Raw genomic sequence first — 18,884 nt, 5'->3', positions numbered from 1 at the left:
GGGGTGCTCTGGCACCACCACGCACACACAGGTCCTGCTAGATCGCCTGTTGCGCGTCGGCGAGGATCTGTTGCAAGTGCAGGCCCCGATGCACGTCGCAGGGGTGCTCCGAGCGCTCTTCGCGGATCATCGTGAGGAGGTCGTCGAGCATCCGCGCGTAGCAGTCGCGCGCAGCCGTCCGGCGTCCGGCCAGCGGCGCATGGCCGTGCTCCCCGTACACCGCGAAGTCGACCACCGACGGCTGCACCGGCATGCGCAGCGACAAAGTCAACGTGCTGGTCGCGCCGCCAGCGTGGCCGAACACGAGCTGCCAGAGGTCGTCGCGGCTTCGGTGCGCGTAGTGCACCTGTTCGATCTCGCCGAGAGCCACGTCGAGCAGGTCGATCGCATGCGGGCCCGCGTCGATCAGCGCGCCCTCCTGCTGCTGGCGCCACTCCGACCCGGCGTAGTCGCCGGCGAGCAGGCCGCCCGCCAGCCAGCGGCCGGTGCCGCCCTGCCAACCGCCGAGCTCCCGCACTCCCGACAGCCACGCCTGCACCTCCGGCGCGAAGCGGCGGGTGAGCATCAGCAGCGCAGCGACTCCGTTGTCGTCCACCGCCTGGACGATCTCGCGGGCACCGGCCGGATCCGCGGCCAGCGGCTTCTCCAGCACCAAGTGCTTACCCGCCCGCGCCGCCTGCGGCGCGAGCTCGGCCTGCACCGCCGGTGGCACCGCGAAAGCCACCGCGTCGACCGTATCGAGCAGTTCCTCGAAACCGTCGGCGACCGCGGCTTCGTAGGGCTCGGCGAAGCTTTTGGCCGCATCCGGCCGCCGCGCCCACACCGTTGCCAACCGCGTTCCTGGGTGTGCGTACAACCCTGGGCCGTGCACCCGATGGGCCCAGGGACCGGCTCCGACCACGCCGACCCGCAGTGCTTCGTCCATGCCGACATCGTGCCGTTGACCGGTCGCGGTTACTGCAATTGGGGGGTCCAACCGCGTCGGGCGTGTCGGCCGGGGACTTCGCGCGCGGTGAGAAATTGATTGTGGTAGCTCTTTCCCGGGGCTTTCCAGCATAGGGTGACCCGCATGGTGTTACTGCCCGAAGACCGGTCACTGCCAACGGGTTTTGTGCCTGAAACGCCACCCCAGCAGCCGGCCGAGGCCAAGGACGCGGCCACGGTGGTACTGCTGCGCAATGGCACGACGGGTCTGGAGGTGTTCCTGCAACGCCGGGTAAAGGGCATGCCGTTCGCCGGTGGCATGACCGTGTTCCCCGGTGGCGGCGTCGATCAACGCGACGCGGACACGTCGGTGGCCTGGAGCGGACCGGATGCCCAATGGTGGGCCGCGCGGTTCGACTGCTCGCCAGAGCTGGCCCGCGCCCTCGTGTGCGCGGCCGTGCGTGAGACGTTCGAGGAATCCGGGGTGCTGCTGGCCGGGCCGGACACCGCGACGGTGGTCGGCGAAACGAGCCGTTACGCCGAGGCGCGCGCCGCGATGGTCGCCCGCAACCTGTCGCTCGCGGAGTTCCTCGCCGACGAGCGCTTGGTGCTGCGCGCAGACCTGCTGCGCCCGTGGGCGAACTGGCTGACCCCGGAGCGCGAACCGAGGCGTTACGACACGCGCTTCTTCCTCGCTGCGATGCCGGAGGGGCAGCGCGCCGACGCGGTCACCACGGAGGCCGCCGAGGCGTACTGGGCAACCCCGGAACAGGCGCTCGCGGACTTCGCGGAGGGCCGCTGCCACCTGCTCCCGCCGACCCGCATCACGCTGGACGAACTCGTCGAGTGCGGCAGCATGGCGGCGGCGCTGGCGGCCGAGCGCACCCTGGGCAAGATCAGCCCGAAACTGGTGCGCCGCAACGGTCGGTGGCATGTGGTGATGCCCGGCGAACCCGGATTCGAGGAGGCGAACTGATGGAGCACCCCGCCTACGGAGCGCTGCGCCAGGTCACCCCGTACGCGTCGGTGCTGCTGGCGCACAACCCTTCGCCGATGACGCTGGAAGGCACCAACACGTGGGTGGTGCGCGAGCCGGACGCGGGCGACTGCGTGGTGATCGACCCGGGCCCGGCCGATGCCGACCACCTGCGCCGCGTCGCCGACCAGGGCCCGGTGTCGCTCGTGTTGCTGACCCACCACCACAGCGATCACACCGGAGGCGCCGCGCGGTTCGCCGAGTTGACCGGCGCGCCAGTGCGGGCGCTGGACCCGGCGTTGTGCCTTGGCGCGGGGCCGATCCAGGACGGCGAGAGCATCAAGGCTGGCGGCATGGAGCTGCGCGTGATCGCCACCGCCGGCCACACCGCCGACTCGGTGTGCTTCGTCGTCGACCACGAGGAACCAGCGGTCTTCACCGGCGACAGCTTGCTCGGCCGGGGGACGACGGTCGTGGCGTATCCCGACGGCCACCTGGGCTCCTACTTCGAGTCGCTGCGGCTGCTCGCCGGGCTACCGCCGGGCCTGCGGGTGTTGCCCGGCCACGGCCCGGAGCTGCCCGACGTCCGGACGATCGCGAATGCCTACCTGGAACACCGCGAACAGCGGCTCGACCAAGTCCGGGCGGCCGTCCGCGACCATGGCCCCGCCGTCACGCCGCGCCAGGTAGTGGAGGTCGTGTACGTCGACGTCGACCGCTCGGTGTGGCCCGCCGCGGAACTCACTGTCCAAGCCCAACTCGCCTACCTGCGCGAAAGAGGCGAACTCCGCTCTTGACCGTGGTCTCCGTCGCCGCGCCACGGCGAAGCCGCGGTGACACGGTGATCGCTCACGACCGCTTCGGCATCAGGACGTAGTGCAACTCGGCCCCGCTCGGGTCCGGCTCCGCGCCGGTGATCACCGTTGACCGGCGCGTGCTGGACCGCAAACCAATGCGGACGGTCTGCGGGCCGAAGGCCTGCAACGCCTCGGCCAGGTACCGGGGCTGGTAGGCGGTGGTGAAGCGCTCCGCAGCGCCGGTGTTCGTTCGGGCGCTACGGCACCATGTGGCCCCGACCTGGCGAAGCGGGTCAGCTCCAGGCGAGGGAGAGGTCCGCGCGGGAGGCGCTGGGGACCAGGGTGCGGCGGCGCAGCCAGAGGACCGCCGCGACCACGACGCCGACCGCGCTGGCGGTCAGGAACGCCGCGGGCGGGCCGCTGAGCTCAACTAACTGCCCGCTGATCGACTGGCCGATGGCCGCGCCCAGCGTCACCGAGGTGACTACCCAACCGAATGCCTCGGTGGAGGTGCCCTGCGGAGCCGCGATCTCGATGGCCACCGAGTGCGCGGTGGACTGCGGCGTGATCAGGCTGCCCGCCACGAGCAGCGCCAGACACAGGCCCCACAGCGTCGACGGCAAGGCCAGCAGCGTGATCAATGCGGCGAAGCCGAGCAGCAGCGCGGGTAGCCGCAGATGCATGGGGCGCGGCCAAGGACGCAGCCCGTAGGCGACACCGACTGCCACCGAACTGACCGACAACACGCTCAACAGCAGGCCACCGGCGGTGGGTTGTCCCGCCCGCATGGCGGCGGCAGGCACGCCGACCTCGACGAAGCCGATCAGGATGCCAAAGCCCAGCGCGGCGAGCGCCACGGTTCGCATCCCCGGACTGGCGATCGCTCCGAGCAGGCTGCCGTCGGCACGCTTCGCGAGCCCCGGCCGGTGGCCGCGGGCGGCGTGGGTGGCGGCGAAGCCCACGCTGCCGATGATCATGCACGCCGCGCCGACCACCACTCCGGTCCCCGGCCACGGCATCGCGACCATGAGCCCAGCCAGACCGGGGCCGAGGATGAAGAAGACTTCCATGCTGATCGCCTCGTACGCGTAGGCGGCGTCCCGCGCCCGGCCGGGCGGGAGCAGTCGTCCCCAGAGCGCGCGCGAGGCAGGCCCCACCATCGGCTCGCTGCCCCCGACCAAGAACGCCAGCGCGGTCAGCAGCACCAGCGGGGCGTGCAATTCGATGGCCACCACTTCGACGGCCACCAGGATCGCGAACACACCGGACATCACATGAAGCGGCACGGACGGCCCCACGCGGTCCATCACCCGGCCCTGCGCGACCGAGCCGCAGGCGACGCCGAGTAGCGCCCCCGCCGACACCAACCCGGCCGCCGCGAACGACCCGGTCTCCCGCTGCACATACAACATCAGCGCAAGGCCGATCATCGCGATCGGCAAGCGGCCCAGCAACGAGGCCACGACCGGCCCGCGAGCGCCGGGAGCAGTCAGGGCGGTGCGGTAATCGACTAGGGACGCGGATTGGGACACGCGAACCAGTATCCCGATTATGGTACGGCGGTACCAGCTCTTTTTCCGGGTAATCCGCCTCACGCCCGAAGTAGGGACCTTCTACCCGGTTCGCCCTCTGGGCGAACCGGGCACACTCTTACCAAGGCGGCTACGCAATCCGGGTGAATCCTGCAACCGGGCTGTGGGTAGCCGCGTCTTGGAGGTTGAGAGGTGTTGCACACGGCATGGGCCGTGAAGCATCGTCGACAGGAGAGCTTTCCTCTGGTGCTTAGGATTCGGGGCCGACGCATCGGAGGATCGGGGGAGCGTGGTTAGTCGTCGGGGGACGAACCACGCACATGTGAAGGGGCTGGAGCGCCGCGTCGGGGGCGGCGCCCAGCCCCTTCGCATGCCAGATGTCTCCGGGCCGGGCGAGCGAGCCTCAGCAGGAGCCTCCGCCGCCACCGCTGAAACCGCCCCCGCCGCTGTCTCAGCCGCAGCCATAAGGACGCGTGTCACCCACAAGTGGTTCCCTCTCGGTTACTGAGAGTGACGGCAACTCGGTCGCCACCACCGGAGTTCACCGCCGCTGGAGTCGGCAACCTCGGGGCGGGCAGGTTGCTCCTGCCCAGTCCATGCCCCCGCCTCTCACCCGCTGGATCAACGTTTGCACCCGGGAGCGGGCCGAAAGGTTGGTCTTGGAAACGAAAAACGCACGCCAGCTGGGGAGTCCGGGATTCGGCCCGGACCCATCGGCCGACGCGCGTCAGTTCACGGCGTCGCTGATATGTCAGCGGGCGCGGCGGGCCAGCCGCTCCGGGTCGAGGATGAGCACGCTCTTGCCCTCAAGCCGCAGCCAGCCGCGGTGCGCGAAGTCCGCCAGCGCCTTGTTGACGGTCTCCCGCGACGCTCCGACGTACTGGGCGATCTCTTCCTGCGTCAGGTCGTGGGTCACCCGCAGCAGCCCTGCCTCCTGGCTGCCGAAGCGCTGCGCGAGTTGCAGCAGTGCCTTGGCAACGCGGCCCGGCACATCGGTGAAGATCAGATCGGCCAGCATGCCGTTGGTCCGGCGCAGCCGGCGCGCGACCACCCGCAGCAACTGCTCGGCGATCTCCGGACGCGTGGCGATCCACTGCCGCAGCGCCGCGCGGTCCATGCTCAGGGCGCGGACCTCGGTGACCGTGGTCGCCGTCGAGGTGCGCGGCCCGGGATCGAAGATGGACAGCTCGCCGAACATGTCCGACGGCCCCATGATCGCCAGCAGGTTCTCCCTGCCGTCCGGGGATTTGCGTCCCAGCTTCACCTTGCCGGACTGAATGATGTAGAGCCGGTCACCCGGCTCGCCCTCGGCGAAGATCACGTGTCCTCGCGGGAACTCCACCGGTTCCAGCGACTGGGCCAGTGCCTCTGCCGCGGCCGGCTCAACGCCCTGGAAGATGCCGGCCCGGGCCAGTGTCTCGTCCACCTCGTCCCTCCATGTTGAGACGCGGCGGCTGTCTGTGGTGCCGGACCCGCAAGTGCGAATCTAGCGGTGTGCCGCCGATCACTACCAGTAATTCTAAGACTGGTCGCGGGAGCGGCGAGTACGCAGCCTACCGGCGCGCCCCACCCTGCGAAGCTGGAACAACTCCAGCGCGCGTCCAATGCCTTGCCGGAACAGTGCCCGCACCTCGTCGGGGCGAGCGTTCTCCAGCAACTCCTCCACCTCGTTCTCTTGCACCGCAACGTGCCGCAGGCGGGCCTCCACGCGCTCCATGAAGAGCGTGAAGAACATGATCACGAGCGGCACGACGATGACGAACCAGGCAGCCATCATGACTTGAATCCTCGCTCATGCCTTCGGGGCGGGTGTAACCGGGGTCGGATTACCGGTGAGCGTGACGATGCGGCCACCTTACGTGACGATCTGCTCTCATGATCCGCTCCGTTAACCGGACCGTGTCAGCGGGCACCTTATCCAGGACGTCCGGCGTTCGGTGTTCGACACGCCCCGGGCGGCCCGGGGTCACCGCGGTGCGGTCGTCTTCCGGGGCGACCGAATCCGTAGTCTGGTGGGGTGTCAGACCTGGCTCGGAACAAGCGTAAGAGCACTGCCGGGACCCGCACGGGCGGTGAAACCCGGTTGGGTCTGGTCCGTCGGGCCCGCCGGATGCTCCGGGCGTTGCGCGAAGCGTATCCGGACGCGCACTGTGAGCTGGACTTCGGAACACCGCTGGAACTCGCGGTCGCCACGATCCTGTCCGCGCAGTGCACCGACAAGCGGGTCAACGAGGTCACCCCGGCCCTGTTCAAGCGGTACCCGACGGCCGCCGCCTACGCGGCGGCGGACCGCACCGAGCTGGAGGAGATGATCCGCTCCACCGGGTTCTACCGGAACAAGGCGGCGTCCCTGATGGGCCTGGGCGCGGCCCTGGTGGACAAGTACGACGGCGAGGTGCCGGGGCGGCTGGACCAGCTGGTCAAGCTGCCCGGCATCGGGCGCAAGACGGCCAATGTGATCCTCGGCAACGCCTTCGACGTCCCGGGCATCACGGTGGACACCCACTTCGGTCGGCTGGTCCGGCGCTGGGGCTGGACCGCGGAGGAGGACCCGGTCAAGGTCGAGCACGCGATCGGCGAGCTCATCCCGCGCAAGGAATGGACGATGCTCTCGCACTGGGTGATCTTCCACGGCCGCCGCGTCTGCCACGCCCGCAAACCAGCCTGCGGGGCCTGCCTGCTGGCCAACGACTGCCCGTCCTACGGGCTGGGGCCGACCGAGCCGGCCGAGGCGGCGAAGCTGGTGCGCGGCCCGGAGACGCCGCGCCTGCTGGCGCTGGCCGGGATCGTCGACGAGGTCCCGGAGCGCACCATCGAACAGGCCACGGCCAAGGAGCCGGTGGCGTGAACCTGCGCGCCTACCGCAACGAGATCCGCTGGACCATCGTGGTGGTCGTGCTCGCGGTGGTGGGTGTAATCGCGCTCTGGCCACGCGGCGCGGACCGGCAGCCGGAAACCGCTACCCCCGGGCCAGCGGCGACGGCTCGCGTTGTCGACCCCGCGCAGCGCGCGGCGGCGGCGCTGCAACCCTGCCCGGCGGCCAGTGGCGGGCCGGCGGAGTTGGCCGGAGTGCATGGCAGCTGCCTCGCCGACGGACGGCCCGTGGACGTGGGCGCCGCCGTCGCCGGAGGTCCCACGTTGATCAACATCTGGGCGGCCTGGTGCGGGCCGTGTCGCACCGAGCTGCCCGCGTTGCAGGCATACGCGACGCGGCCGGGAGCGATCCGCGTTCTCGGCGTGCAGGTGCAAAGCGATCCGGCGGACGGTCTTGACCTTCTGACCGAGCTCGGCGTTCACTTCCCCAACGTGCATGACGGGGACGGCCGCCTCCGGGCCGCGCTCAAAGCGCCGAACGTGCTGCCGGTCAGCTACCTGGTGACCGCCTCCGGCGAGGTGCGTCGCATCGATCCGCCGGTCGCGTTCGAGTCTCCGGACGAGGTTCGGGCCGCCGTAGAGCGCACCTCGGGGAGCGGCCAGTGAACCAGCGACGAACAGGACCGCTGGTCGACCCGGCGGAACTGCCGGACTGGCTGCGGGGCCTGGCCAAGCGCACCGCCGACCTCGATCCGGGACACTTCGGCTGGCCGCGCGAGAGCCCACCCGCGGACGCCCGTCCCGCCGCGGTCCTGGTGCTCTTCGGCGAGGGGCCGGATGGCCCGGACGTGCTGTTGCTCCGTCGCGCCGATGGGCTTAATTCGCACCCCGGACAGGTTGCCTTCCCCGGTGGCTCGCTCGACGATGTTGATCGCGGGCCCGTCGACGCCGCGCTGCGGGAAGCCGTCGAGGAGGTGGGCTTGCGGCCGGGGGGCGTTCGCCCGGTGGCGACCCTGCCGGAACTGCACGTGGCGCACAGCGGTTTCCGGGTGACCCCGGTAATTGCCCACTGGGTCGAACCGTCTCCGGTCGCGCCCGTCGATCTCGGCGAGACGGCGGCGGTGGCCCGGGTGCCGATCTCCTGGCTGACGGATCCGGCGAACCGGCTCCGGGTAGAGCTGACCGGACGACATTCGAGCCCGGCGTTCCTGGTGCCCGGCATGCTGGTGTGGGGGTTCACCGGCGGGCTGCTGTCCGGGTTACTCGACCTGGCCGGCTGGTCGCGCCGATGGAACCGGGCCGACGTGCGCGAACTCGGCGAGGCGTGGCGGGCCGCCGAAGAGGCCGAGGACATCGGCTTCGGCCTTACTTGAGCGGTCTGAGACCGTGGTGCGGGCCGAACGTCGGCGAGAATGAGGTGAGCGGGTGAATTGGGTCGACCTGCTGGTGGTGCTGTTGGCACTGCTCGCCGCGGTGTCGGGGGCGCGAAGCGGCCTGGTCACCGCCCTGTTCTCGTTCCTGGGGGTGTTCGTCGGCGCGGTCGTGGGGCTCAAGCTGGCGCCGCTGATCCTGGATCGACTGGACAGCCCGGTCGCCCGTCTTGCCTTCGGCGTCGGGATCGTGGTGCTGCTGGTCGCCTTCGGCGAGACCTTCGGCATGTGGGCCGGACGGGAGCTGCGGGACCGGATCACCTCGCCGAAGCTGACCGGAGTGGACAACGCGCTGGGCGCGGTTTTGCAGTTCGTCGCAGTGCTCGTGGTCGCGTGGCTGATCGCGCTGCCGTTCACCTCGGCGTCCGCGCTGCCTGGTCTTGCCTCCGCGATCAGCCGGTCGAAGGTGCTGAGCACGGTTAACTCGGTGATGCCCGCATCGGCCAAGGCGCTTCCGGACGATCTGCGCGAGATGCTCGGGGTGTCCGGTTTTCCGCAGGCGTTGGAGCCCTTCTCGCAGACGCCGGTCGCCCAGATCGCGCCGCCGGACATGTCGCTGGCCTCCAGCGAAGCAGTGCGCAACGCGCGGAGCAGCGTGGTGAAGGTCCGCGGGCGCGCGACGTCCTGCGCGCGGGCGCTGGAGGGCACCGGGTTCGTGATCTCGCCGCACCGGGTGATGACGAACGCGCACGTGGTCGCGGGCACGGACCGGGTGGCGATCGAGATCGGCCGTGGCGAGTTCGACGCGAAGGTCGTGCTGTACAGGCCGGACGTGGACATCGCGATCCTGTCGGTGCCGGATCTGGACGCCGACGCGATGTCCTTCGCGCCGGGTCCCGCCGCTCCGGGCAGCGACGCGATCGCGCTGGGATATCCGCTGGATGGGCCCTACACCGCGTCGGCGGGTCGCATCCGGGAGCGGATCAGGTTGCGCGGACCGGACATCTACGACGCGAGCACCGTGGTCCGGGACGTCTATACGGTGCGGGGCAAGGTGCAGAGTGGGAACTCCGGTGGCCCGTTGATCGACCCGAGCGGCAAGGTGGTCGGCGTGGTCTTCGGCGCCGCCGTCGACGACCCGGAGACGGGCTTCGCCCTCACCACGGAGCAAGTGGCCGACGAGGTGGCAGCGACGCCTCGCCTGTCCACTGAGGTCTCCACGGGCTCTTGCACCAACTGACCGCCGGAGCACCCGCGAGCGATCCGCGCAGCTATCGCGACCCGATGCGCTAACGGCCCGACTGGCGCAGCCCCCGCATACGGGTGCAAAGCCGGATGATGTCCTGGGCGGTGATGGTCGTCGACCATCACCGCCCAGGAGGCGTCATCAGGCCGAAGCTTGCTTTTCCTCGGCGGCGTGCTGCCGCTTGGTGATCTGCTTGGTGTCCTTGAGAGTTTCGATGGTGCGCTTGGGGGCCCGGATCTTGCGCACCCGCACGTACCCGAGCAGCGCCAGCAGGCCCGCCACCAGCAGCATCACCAGGAACACGATGCCGAAGGCCGCCCACCGCCACAGGCCGAGCTGGGCCAGCCCCTCGGCCAGGGTGAAGAACAGGAAGAACAGGCTGAAGCCGAGCACGGTCAGCGCGAGGATGAAAAAGACGCTGCCCTTGGCGGCCTTCTTCATCTCGCCGGCGAGCTCGGTCTTGGCCAGCTCCATCTCGGATCTGACCAATGTGGACAGATGCGTCGTGGCATCGCGGACCAAGGCACCGATGGACTGCCCGTCGGGAGAAGTGGCCTCTTCGGACAGCGGGATGGACGTGACCGCAGTCCACCCCGCACCGCCACGGCTGCCGTTGGTGCTCTTCTGGGCGCTGTTCACGGCTCCATCGTGCCACGCGCGATCAGCAGGCGGCCCGGCGACTCGCGGTGCGTTACCCGTGAGTGACATGTCGGCGGTCCAGCGCTCCCGGGGGTCAGGAGTCGGTGGCCGCGTCGTTGTTGCGCTTACGGCCGCGCCGCAGCAGGACCGCCGCGGCCAGCAACGACGCGATGGCGGAGGCGATCAGTACCGCGGCCTTCGCGCGTTCCGCGGCAGCGCCCGCCAGCGACAGTTCGGCGATCAGCAGGCTGACGGTGAAACCGACGCCGCCGAGCATCGCCAGCGCCGCCAAGTCTCGCCACTCGACCGACTCCGGCTTCGCGCCGACGCCCAGCTTCACCGCGAGCAGGCAACTGCCGAAGATGCCGATCAGCTTGCCGGCCACCAGGCCGACGATGACCGCGATCGCGACCCGGTCCGCCCAGATCGCGAGCAACGCATCGCCGTCCACCGGAACCCCGGCGGCGAAGAACGCGAACACCGGCACGATGAGCCCGGCCGACCAGGGCTGCAGTCGGCGCTCCAGGCGCATCGCCGGCGACGCCGGCTCGTGCGGATCGCGCCGAACGCGGGTGAGCAGCCCGAGCGCCACTCCTGCGATCGTCGCGTGGATGCCACTGGTGTGCACCGCCACCCAGGTGGCCACCGCCAGCGGCACGTACAGCACCGGCGTGGTGACTCGCTTGTGCTGCAGGTACCAGTACCCGGCGCCGAGCACGATCGCCGCGAGCAGCGCGATCACGCTGAGCCCATCGGTGAACAGCACCGCGATCACGATGATCGCACCCAGGTCGTCGACCACCGCGAGGCTGAGGAGGAAGACCCGTGCGGCGGTGGGCATCCAGGAGCCGGTCAACGACAACACCCCCAGCGCGAAGGCGATGTCGGTCGCGACCGGGATCGCCCAGGCCGCATGGGCGCCGGGCGCGCCGTGACCGATCGCGAAGGCCAGCGCGGCGGGCACGATCATGCCGCCGACTGCGGCGATCACCGGCAGCAAGGCGTTTTTGCGATTGGACAGCTCACCTGTCACGAGTTCGCGCTTGAGCTCCAGACCCGCGACGAAGAAGAAGATGGCGAGCAGGCCGTCCTTTGCCCAGTCGCCGACGGTCAGGTCGAGATGCAGGAGGTGCGGCCCGATTCGGAGGTCGCGGACCGTGTGATAGAGCTCGGCAGCGGGGGAGTTCGCCAGCAGTAACGCGGCGGCGGTGGCGGCGAGCAAGATCATTCCGCCGACGGTCTCGGTGCGCAGGTAGGCGGCGAAGTCGAACGTTCGCGCCGATCGCTTGGACTTGGCGGGCCGGGAGCGCTTGCGGGCGGCTTTCGACACTGGCGGCTCCGATCGTGAACAGCACGAACAACGACGCCGACCAGTCTTCCCGGCACTCCTTTGCCGCGATTTTAACATTGCTGGCATACCTGGTTGCAGTCGCAAACGGTGTCGGATCGGCAGGCCAACCGCAGCAGGGGCGCTCGCCCGGGTGGGAGAACGCCCCTGCTCTGCGCTGCCGTGAGTCCTTTGCGATCCGAAGGACTCACGGGTGGTGCTCAGTCTTCGGTGGTTTTGCTGAGGCCTTTGGAGATGAGGTCCATGACCGAGGAGTCGGCGAGGGTGGTGACGTCGCCGATTTCGCGGTTTTCGGCGACGTCGCGCAGCAGTCGTCGCATGATCTTGCCGGAGCGGGTCTTGGGTAGTTCGGGCACGACCATGATCTGGCGGGGTTTGGCGATGGGCCCGATCTCGTGGGAGACGTGTTCGCGTAGTTGTTTGAGGGCGGTCTGGCCGGAGGCGGTGTCGTCGGTGCCGCCGCGCAGGATGACGAAGGCGACGATGCCCTGGCCGGTGGTGGGGTCGGAGGCGCCGACCACGGCGGCCTCGGCGACGTTGGGGTGGGAGACCAGGGCGGATTCGACCTCGGTGGTGGAGATGCGGTGTCCGGAGATGTTCATGACGTCATCGACCCGGCCCAGGAGCCAGATGTCGCCGTCGTCGTCGTATTTGGCGCCGTCGCCGGCGAAGTAGAAGCCCAGGTCGGCGAATTTCGACCAGTAGGTGTCCCGGTAGCGTTGCTGGTCGCCCCAGATGCCGCGCAGCATCGCCGGCCAGGGCTCGTCGAGTACCAGCAGGCCGCCGTTGCCGTGGCCGACCGGGGTGCCGGTCTCGTCGACGATCTTGGCCGAGATTCCCGGTAGGGGTTGTTGGGCGGAGCCGGGTTTGGTGGGGGTGATCCCGGGTAGGGGGGAGATCATGATGGAGCCGGTCTCGGTCTGCCACCAGGTGTCCACGACGGGGGTGCGGTCGCCGCCGATGTTGTGGCGGTACCAGATCCAGGCTTCGGGGTTGATGGGTTCGCCCACGCTGCCCAGCAGCCGTAGTGAGGACAGGTCGTAGTGGGCGGGGATCTGGGGGCCCCATTTCATGAAGGTGCGGATGGTGGTGGGTGCGGTGTAGTAGATCGTGACCCCGTATTTCTGGACGATTTCCCAGTGGCGGCCTTCGTGTGGGGTGTTGGGGGTGCCTTCGTAGATCACTTGGGTGGCGCCGTTGGCCAGGGGGCCGTAGACGATGTAGGTGTGGCCGGTGACCCAGCCGATGTCGGCGGTGCACCAGTAGGTGTCGGAGTCGGGTTTGAGGTCGAAGACGGTGTGGTGGGTGTAGGCGGCCTGGGTGAGGTATCCGCCGGAGGTGTGCAGGATGCCTTTGGGTTTGCCGGTGGTGCCCGAGGTGTAGAGGATGAACAGGGGGTGTTCGGAGTCGAAGGCCTGGGGGGTGTGGGTGTCGGGCTGGCCGGCCCTGGCCTCGTCCCACCATTTGTCCCGGGTGTGGTCGAAGGCGACGTCGGTGTTGGTGCGTTTGACCACGATGACGTGTTCCACGCTGGGGGTCTGGGCGACTGCTTCGTCCACATTGGCTTTGAGTGGCATGGCTTTGCCGCGCCGGTATTGCCCGTCGCAGGTGATGACGACCTTGGCGGCGGCGTCGTTGATCCTGGTGCGTAGGGCTTCGGCGGAGAATCCGCCGAAGACCACGCTGTGCAGTGCTCCCAGGCGGGCGCAGGCCAGCATCGAGTAGACCGCTTCGGGCAGCATCGGCAGGTAGATGGCTACCCGGTCACCGGCGCCCACGCCCAGTGCCGCCAGTGCGTTGGCGGTGCGGCAGACCTCTCGCTGTAGTTGTGCGTAGGTGATCGTCTGTGAATCGCCTGGTTCGCCTTCCCAGTGGATGGCGACCCGGTCCCCATGTCCGGCTTGCACGTGCCGGTCCACGCAGTTGTAGGCGACGTTGAGCCGTCCGCCCACGAACCATTTCGCGAACGGCGCGTCCGACCAGTCCAGGACCTGATCCCATTTGGTGTCCCAGTCCAGCCGCTCGGCCTGCTTGGCCCAAAACGCCTCCCGGTCCGCCGCGGCCTCGGTGTACAACGCCGACGTGGCGTTGGCCTGCGCCGAGAACTCCTGAGACGGCGGGAATGTCCTGCTTTCGGTGAGCAGGTTGTCGAGCGTGTTGCTCTGCCCGTCGGGCTGGCTCATTGCCGAGAACCTCCCTGGTGATGGGGATACCAGTGCTAAGGGAACCGTAGTGCGATCGGGCTCACTGCAACAGAGGGATCAGCCAATTGGTTCAGACCAATCCGACATACGGTCCGAAACCGCTGCCTTACGCAGGGCGGCAGCGCGGCCACTGTGTCATATGTCGCAGTCGGGGTAAGCGGTCGGGGGAAGGCCGGGCGGTAGCGTCGTCGGGCGTGAACGACAAGCCATCGCTGGCGCCGCTGCTGGAGCTGGACGGCGTCGCCGATGCCGTGACGGTTGCCCGCGCGGCGATCGACGAGGTGCACCGGCACCCGGCCAACCGGCGCGGCTGGCCCACCACTGCGGCCGAGGCGTCGGTGCGGGCCGCCCGCGCTTCGGCGGCCATCGCGGGCGGTGTGGCGGAGATCCCCGAGTCCGGCGAAGTCAGCGACCCCCTGCTGGCCGGTTCGCTGCGGATCGCCGAGGCGATGGGCACCCTCCTGCCGACCTGGCAGCGCGCGCCGCGGCAGGCCCTGGCCCGGATGCACGTGCTCGCGGCGGCCGACCTGATCGACGACCCGGATCGGCTCGGACGCCCACAGGCCGACCCGGTGATCGCCGAACGGCTCGACCTGCTCGCCGAAATCATCACCGATCCGGAGGCGCAGGGCCCTGGCCCGGTGCTGGCCGCGGTCGTGCACGGCGAATTGCTCGCCCTGCAGCCGTTCGGCACCGCCGACGGGGTGATCGCGCGAGCCGCGGCGAGACTGAGCGTGATCGGCAGCGGACTGGACCCGAAGGGGCTCGTGGTCCCGGAGGTCGCGTACTTCCGGCGCCAGGAGGAGTACGCCGAGCGGGCCCTCGGCTTCGCTACCGGCGAGATCGACCAGGTCGCGGCCTGGATCGTGTACTGCTGCACGGCTTTGGAAGCCGGCGCGCGCGAGGCCAAGTCCATCGCCGATGCGGTCCAGGAGGGCTGAGCCCGCTTTACTGATCAGCATGGAAACTGATCACGCCCCCCACGGCCGGAGGAAGAAGGTTGTACGTGGCGAAGAAGATCTTGATCGATTGCGATCCGGGCATCGACGACGCGTTGGCGTTGGCGCTGGCGCACGGTAGCCCGGAAGTGGACATCGTCGGCGTAACGACCGTCGCCGGCAACGTCGGACTGGAGCACACCACCGACAACGCTCTGCGGTTGCGCGACTTCTACGGAATGGAGGCCCCCGTCGCGCGCGGTGCCGCTAGGCCACTGGTTCGCGAGTCGTTGACGGCTGCCGACGTGCACGGCAACACCGGACTCGGCGGCGTGGTGCTGCCCGAGCCGAAGTCGAAGCCGAGCGATCGGCACGCCGTCGACTTCATCATCGACGCTTTGGCCGCCGCGCCAGGTGAGATCAGCCTGACCGCGGTCGGGCCGCTGACCAACATCGCGCTCGCGCTGCACAAGGAACCGCGAATCACCGAGTGGGCCAAGGAATTCGTCATCATGGGCGGTTCCTACACCCGTGGCAACACGAACCCGGCCGCCGAGTTCAACATCCTCGCCGATCCCGAGGGCGCGGCCGTCGCGTTCAACGCGCCCTGGCGGACGGTCATGATCGGGCTGGACCTGACCTACCAGGCGCGGGCGACGGCCGCGGTGCGGTCGCGGTTCACCAGCCTCGGCCGCCTGGACACCGAGCTGATCACCCCGGGCCTCGACTTCTACGGCCAGCACATCAGCTACCGCGACGAGGGCCCGGCGATCCACGACGCGTGCGCCGTCGCCTACGTGATCGACCCCGGACTGTTCCAGACGAGGTCAGCCCGCGTCGACGTCGAAACGCAGGGTCGGTTCACCTCCGGCATGACGGTCACCGACTTCAACGCCACACCCGATCTGCACAACGTCGACGTCGCCACGACCCTCGACGCGGAACGCTTCTGGACGCTGCTCACCGACGCCTTCCGCAACGTCGCGGACAACCTCCCGGACTGACGGGCACGTGCTCGGGGTGCCGGTCACATCCGGTTGACCGGCTCGCCTGAGGTCAACGCGGACGCTCGGCAGGATGAGGTCAACGGAAGCTGCTCGTTCTCGCCTGGAGTCACGTCCCCAGGGTGTGGAGGGCATCGCGGACATGGCCTTCTGAAAGCGCCAGCGCCGCCGCCGCACGCTCGATGTCGACGCCCGTGAGCAAGTGCACCAACGCGGTCTTGAGGTCTCCGCCGGCAGCCGTGAGCGCCGCCGAGCACACCTCCTCTGGGGCGTCGGTCGCCTCTTGAAGGATGCTGATGGTGCGGCCGCGCAGCTTCGCGTTGGTGGCGAGCATGCTCACCATCAGGTTCGAGTAGGTCCGGCCCATCCGGATCATCACCGCGGTGGAAAACGAGGTGAGCACCAGCTTTTGCGCGGTGCCCGCCTTCATCCGAGTCGATCCGCTGATCGGTTCCGGGCCGGTGTCGACCGCGATCACCACATCGGCGGGCACCTCCCCGACATCCGGGTTCGACGTCACCAGCGCGGTCCGCGCCCCGAGATCCTGCGCGGCAGCCAACGCGCCCAACACGTACGGGGTGCGCCCGGAGGCGGCCAGGCCGAGGACGAAGTCGCGCCCGCCCGCGTTCTCGCGGATTACCGCGGCACCCGAGTCCGGGTCGTCCTCGGCGTTTTCCACGGCGTGCTGGAACGCCTCGGCGCCGCCCGCCTGGTGCGCGACGATCCAGTCTGGCGGGACGTTGAAGGTCGGGATCAACTCGGCGGCGTCCAGCACCGCGAGCCGTCCGGAGGTGCCCGCCCCGACGTAGTGCACCCGCCCGCCCGCGTGCAGCGCCGCGACCGCCATGTCCACCGCTTGCGCCAGGTCGGGCAGCACCCGACCGACCGCCACCGGCACCGTCCGGTCCTCGCTGTTGAGGACGTGCAGGATGTCCAATGTCGGCAGCAGGTCTATGTCCTTGGTCCTGGGGTTGTTCTGCTCGGTAGGAGCGTCTACGCGCACCGCGCGGTCCCAGCTCATCACGCCTCCTGCGGCTGTCGCGAGAACACCCGGTGAGGGTGTGGGTGGCGATCGCGCATCACGTCTCCTTCTGGCGCCGACGGTCCGGTCGGCTGCCGAGGCGGTGGCCGCCCACGGCTTCGTAGGTGGCTTCCAACGCCGCCTTCGCCTGGTCCAGGTGGCGCTGCGCAACGCCGATGAACAGGCAGTCGATCACGGTCAGCTGCCCGATGCGGCTGGCCATGGCGCCGGAGCGATAGGTGGTCTCGCGCACCGCGGTGGTCAGTACCCGGTCGGCGACCTCGGTGATGGGCGAGCGGGCGAAGTTCGTCAGCGCGGCGGTAGTGGCTCCGCGCCGACGGGCCTCGCGCAGCGCCTCGACCGTCTCGACGGTGGCGCCGGTGTGCGAGATGCCGATGGCGACGTCGCCTTCTTGCAGTATTGCGGCCGAGGTCAGCGCGTTGTGCGTGTCGGACCAGGCGAAGCACGTCAGGCCGATGCGATGCAGCTTCTGCTGCAAGTCCAGCGCAACGAACGCGCTGGCTCCGACGCCGTATACGTCGACGCGGCGGGCTCCGGCGACATCGTCGACGAGCCGCTGCAGGATCACGGGGTCCAGCTGCCCCGCCGTCTCCTCGACGGCCTTGGCGTCGGCGTAACCGACCTTCTCGATGATCTGCCCGATGTCGTCATCCGGGGCGATGTCGCTGCCCAGCTCGCGATCTCGGGTCGAGGTGCGGGCGGTGTCGGCGGCCAGCGCGATGCGCAGGTCCGGATAGCCGCCGACGCCGATCGCCTTGCAGAACCGGGTGACAGTGGTTTCGCTGGTGCTCGCGGCTTCGGCGACCTCGGTGATGCTGCGCCGGGCTATTGACGCGGGGTCGGCGAGCACAATGTTGGCCACGCGCTGCTCGGCTCGGGCGAGGCCGGGCAACAGGGAACGAATCTTGACGAGCGGGCTGGCCTCGCCCGATTCGCGGAAGGTGTCGTCAGTGACCATGTGGGAAACTTACTAACCGCTTCTTGTGCAGGTCAATGGGCCTCTCTCGGGTTTCCGTCCCGGCGACGGGGCAAACCCATACCCAGATTGCATCCGAACAGAACTACTCCGAAAGGGGTAAACGCAGGTCGGGCGCTGTGACGCTGCACTTCACATGCGGCATCTTGCGCCGAAACCGCCGTCGTTCTTGATCGAAACATTAGTGCCCACTTTTGCCATCCGCACGCGTGTTCGGGAGGAGGCGGGCGAATGGCCATCGGAACAGCGTGGAGCGATCCGTCGAAGGATCAGATGGTGCGGGAGACGCTGGAGAACTACACCCGCCGCTTCGCGCCGCGCGGCTACCGCCGCTGGTGTGGCTGCGACCTGGGCGGCTTCGCCTACCTCGCTGACTTCTCCATCGGGGCGGGCATCGGACTGAGCTACGGCACACTGAACGCGCGGGTCTCGATCCTCGTTGCGGCCGTGATCATCTTCGGCCCTGGCGCCGTGTCCAGGAAGGTTGCCGGTAATCGAGCGAACGTGGCGAAAACGGCATTTTTCCCCGAAGCTGCCCGGACAGTGCGGTTGGTTGCGCGCTTGACCAACCAAGGTCCCTGGACGAGGGATTAGATCTTGGTGATCACTGCTTCGTGGCGTGCTCCGGTTCGACGTAGACGACCACGCGTTCCTCGCCGGGCTTGGGCCACGGGTACTTGTCCTCGTCGAGGTACTTCTTCGCCATCTTGTCGAGGAACGCGTTGTCCTGGTCGGCCTCGATCTTGGCGACCTTGCCGCGCACCTCCACGTACCGGTAGGGCTGGTCGGGGTCGTGCACGGAGATGGCGATGCGCGGCTCGCGCTTCAGGTTCCGGTACTTCTGGCGGGTCTTGGTCTGGCTGAACTTCAGGTACCGGCCATCCCAGTCGATCCATACCGGGCTGGACTGGGGTTCCCCGTGCGGCCCGATGGTGGCCACGTGGCCGAAGGCACGCTTGCTCAGAATGTCCTCGTGGTCCTGCGGAATCGCCGACACTTCGACTCCCTCCGACGGTTGCGACTCCCTCCGACACTGCCCGCCCCCGACCCGCCGCGCGACTCGAGCCCCGCCCG

Annotated in this window: 19 protein-coding genes; 9 read left to right on the top strand and 10 right to left on the bottom strand. The window is 69.1% G+C overall.

Features of this window, described 5'->3' with window-relative positions; genetic code table 11:
* Nucleotides 1-37: 37 nt before the first annotated feature.
* The gene (locus tag BJ970_RS07635) at nt 38-925 is read right to left on the bottom strand and encodes a Gfo/Idh/MocA family protein (protein ID WP_184725407.1); all 888 of its coding nucleotides are present in this window, start codon (nt 923-925) and stop codon (nt 38-40) included.
* 144 nt (nt 926-1,069) lie between these two features.
* Between BJ970_RS07635 and BJ970_RS07630 the strand changes: the two genes are divergently transcribed.
* Both BJ970_RS07630 and BJ970_RS07625 read left to right on the top strand, forming a co-directional pair.
* Nucleotides 1,070-1,900: an NUDIX hydrolase gene (locus BJ970_RS07630; RefSeq protein ID WP_184725405.1), complete on the top strand. Its 831-nt coding sequence runs from the start codon at nt 1,070-1,072 to the stop codon at nt 1,898-1,900.
* The gene (locus tag BJ970_RS07625) at nt 1,900-2,697 is read left to right on the top strand and encodes an MBL fold metallo-hydrolase (RefSeq protein ID WP_184725403.1); all 798 of its coding nucleotides are present in this window, start codon (nt 1,900-1,902) and stop codon (nt 2,695-2,697) included. Before BJ970_RS07630 ends, BJ970_RS07625 begins: the two co-directional genes overlap by 1 nt.
* A 293-nt stretch (nt 2,698-2,990) precedes the next feature.
* Here the strand turns inward: BJ970_RS07625 and BJ970_RS07620 are convergent, their stop codons facing one another.
* The 3 genes from BJ970_RS07620 to BJ970_RS07610 all read right to left on the bottom strand — a co-directional run bounded on the left by BJ970_RS07620 (nt 2,991) and on the right by BJ970_RS07610 (nt 6,003).
* Nucleotides 2,991-4,229, bottom strand: coding sequence for an MFS transporter (locus tag BJ970_RS07620; protein WP_184725402.1), 1,239 nt, complete (start codon nt 4,227-4,229; stop codon nt 2,991-2,993).
* A gap of 751 nt (nt 4,230-4,980) precedes the next feature.
* Entirely contained in the window at nt 4,981-5,655 is a 675-nt protein-coding gene (locus BJ970_RS07615; protein ID WP_184725400.1) for a Crp/Fnr family transcriptional regulator, read from the bottom strand.
* Nucleotides 5,656-5,748: 93 nt separating this feature from the next.
* On the bottom strand, nt 5,749-6,003 hold the full coding sequence (locus tag BJ970_RS07610; RefSeq protein ID WP_029535541.1) for a hypothetical protein: 255 nt from the start codon (nt 6,001-6,003) through the stop codon (nt 5,749-5,751).
* A 243-nt stretch (nt 6,004-6,246) separates the two neighbouring features.
* On the opposite strand from BJ970_RS07610, the gene nth reads away from it, so the two are divergent.
* From nth to BJ970_RS07590, 4 genes are read left to right on the top strand one after another with little or no spacing between them, the layout of a single operon-like run.
* Nucleotides 6,247-7,077, top strand: coding sequence for an endonuclease III (nth, locus tag BJ970_RS07605; protein ID WP_184725398.1), 831 nt, complete (start codon nt 6,247-6,249; stop codon nt 7,075-7,077).
* Nucleotides 7,074-7,709 carry a TlpA family protein disulfide reductase gene (locus BJ970_RS07600; RefSeq protein WP_184725396.1) on the top strand — a complete coding sequence of 212 codons (636 nt, stop codon included), beginning with the start codon at nt 7,074-7,076 and terminating at the stop codon, nt 7,707-7,709. The genes nth and BJ970_RS07600 overlap by 4 nt, the downstream gene beginning before the upstream one ends.
* On the top strand, nt 7,706-8,416 hold the full coding sequence (locus BJ970_RS07595; RefSeq protein WP_184725394.1) for an NUDIX hydrolase: 711 nt from the start codon (nt 7,706-7,708) through the stop codon (nt 8,414-8,416). Before BJ970_RS07600 ends, BJ970_RS07595 begins: the two co-directional genes overlap by 4 nt.
* Before the next feature lie 52 nt (nt 8,417-8,468).
* Nucleotides 8,469-9,653 (top strand): MarP family serine protease, encoded by a 1,185-nt coding sequence (locus BJ970_RS07590; RefSeq protein ID WP_184725392.1) that lies wholly within the window; start codon nt 8,469-8,471, stop codon nt 9,651-9,653.
* 147 nt (nt 9,654-9,800) lie between these two features.
* On the opposite strand, the gene BJ970_RS07585 is transcribed toward BJ970_RS07590, so the two are convergent.
* The 3 genes from BJ970_RS07585 to acs all read right to left on the bottom strand — a co-directional run bounded on the left by BJ970_RS07585 (nt 9,801) and on the right by acs (nt 13,829).
* On the bottom strand, nt 9,801-10,298 hold the full coding sequence (locus tag BJ970_RS07585) for a phage holin family protein (protein ID WP_184725390.1): 498 nt from the start codon (nt 10,296-10,298) through the stop codon (nt 9,801-9,803).
* A gap of 94 nt (nt 10,299-10,392) precedes the next feature.
* The gene (gene nhaA, locus BJ970_RS07580; RefSeq protein ID WP_184725388.1) at nt 10,393-11,628 is read right to left on the bottom strand and encodes a Na+/H+ antiporter NhaA; all 1,236 of its coding nucleotides are present in this window, start codon (nt 11,626-11,628) and stop codon (nt 10,393-10,395) included.
* Between the two features lie 218 nt (nt 11,629-11,846).
* Nucleotides 11,847-13,829, bottom strand: a complete 1,983-nt coding sequence (acs, locus tag BJ970_RS07575) for an acetate--CoA ligase (RefSeq protein WP_184725386.1) — start codon at nt 13,827-13,829, stop codon at nt 11,847-11,849.
* Between the two features lie 215 nt (nt 13,830-14,044).
* On the opposite strand from acs, the gene BJ970_RS07570 reads away from it, so the two are divergent.
* The gene (locus tag BJ970_RS07570) at nt 14,045-14,791 is read left to right on the top strand and encodes a Fic family protein (protein WP_184725384.1); all 747 of its coding nucleotides are present in this window, start codon (nt 14,045-14,047) and stop codon (nt 14,789-14,791) included.
* 65 nt (nt 14,792-14,856) lie between these two features.
* Nucleotides 14,857-15,792, top strand: a complete 936-nt coding sequence (locus BJ970_RS07565; protein ID WP_184725382.1) for a nucleoside hydrolase — start codon at nt 14,857-14,859, stop codon at nt 15,790-15,792.
* Between the two features lie 109 nt (nt 15,793-15,901).
* Here the strand turns inward: BJ970_RS07565 and murQ are convergent, their stop codons facing one another.
* Both murQ and BJ970_RS07555 read right to left on the bottom strand, forming a co-directional pair.
* A complete protein-coding gene (murQ, locus tag BJ970_RS07560) occupies nt 15,902-16,813 on the bottom strand; it encodes an N-acetylmuramic acid 6-phosphate etherase (RefSeq protein ID WP_184725380.1) in 912 nt (303 codons plus the stop codon).
* A 58-nt stretch (nt 16,814-16,871) separates the two neighbouring features.
* Entirely contained in the window at nt 16,872-17,792 is a 921-nt protein-coding gene (locus tag BJ970_RS07555) for a MurR/RpiR family transcriptional regulator (RefSeq protein WP_184725377.1), read from the bottom strand.
* Between the two features lie 249 nt (nt 17,793-18,041).
* On the opposite strand from BJ970_RS07555, the gene BJ970_RS39400 reads away from it, so the two are divergent.
* Nucleotides 18,042-18,404, top strand: a complete 363-nt coding sequence (locus tag BJ970_RS39400) for a hypothetical protein (protein ID WP_184725375.1) — start codon at nt 18,042-18,044, stop codon at nt 18,402-18,404.
* A gap of 10 nt (nt 18,405-18,414) precedes the next feature.
* Here the strand turns inward: BJ970_RS39400 and BJ970_RS07545 are convergent, their stop codons facing one another.
* Entirely contained in the window at nt 18,415-18,807 is a 393-nt protein-coding gene (locus BJ970_RS07545; RefSeq protein WP_184725373.1) for a PPOX class F420-dependent oxidoreductase, read from the bottom strand.
* Nucleotides 18,808-18,884: the final 77 nt, after the last annotated feature.

This window comes from Saccharopolyspora phatthalungensis (assembly GCF_014203395.1).
GTDB lineage: Bacteria > Actinomycetota > Actinomycetes > Mycobacteriales > Pseudonocardiaceae > Saccharopolyspora > Saccharopolyspora phatthalungensis.
The sequence above is the reverse complement of the archived record's forward strand: the minus strand, read 5'-3'. Positions and strand labels throughout refer to the sequence as shown.

Excerpts from the sequence above, each read along its gene's own strand:
- BJ970_RS07635 (WP_184725407.1), bottom strand. The coding sequence starts at position 925 with ATGGACGAAGCACTGCGGGTCGGCGTGGTCGGAGCCGGTCCCTGGGCC.
- BJ970_RS07630 (WP_184725405.1), top strand. The coding sequence starts at position 1,070 with ATGGTGTTACTGCCCGAAGACCGGTCACTGCCAACGGGTTTTGTGCCT.
- BJ970_RS07625 (WP_184725403.1), top strand. The coding sequence starts at position 1,900 with ATGGAGCACCCCGCCTACGGAGCGCTGCGCCAGGTCACCCCGTACGCG.
- BJ970_RS07610 (WP_029535541.1), bottom strand. The coding sequence starts at position 6,003 with ATGGCTGCCTGGTTCGTCATCGTCGTGCCGCTCGTGATCATGTTCTTC.
- acs (WP_184725386.1), bottom strand. The coding sequence starts at position 13,829 with ATGAGCCAGCCCGACGGGCAGAGCAACACGCTCGACAACCTGCTCACC.
- murQ (WP_184725380.1), bottom strand. The coding sequence starts at position 16,813 with ATGAGCTGGGACCGCGCGGTGCGCGTAGACGCTCCTACCGAGCAGAAC.
- BJ970_RS07555 (WP_184725377.1), bottom strand. The coding sequence starts at position 17,792 with ATGGTCACTGACGACACCTTCCGCGAATCGGGCGAGGCCAGCCCGCTC.
- BJ970_RS39400 (WP_184725375.1), top strand. The coding sequence starts at position 18,042 with ATGGCCATCGGAACAGCGTGGAGCGATCCGTCGAAGGATCAGATGGTG.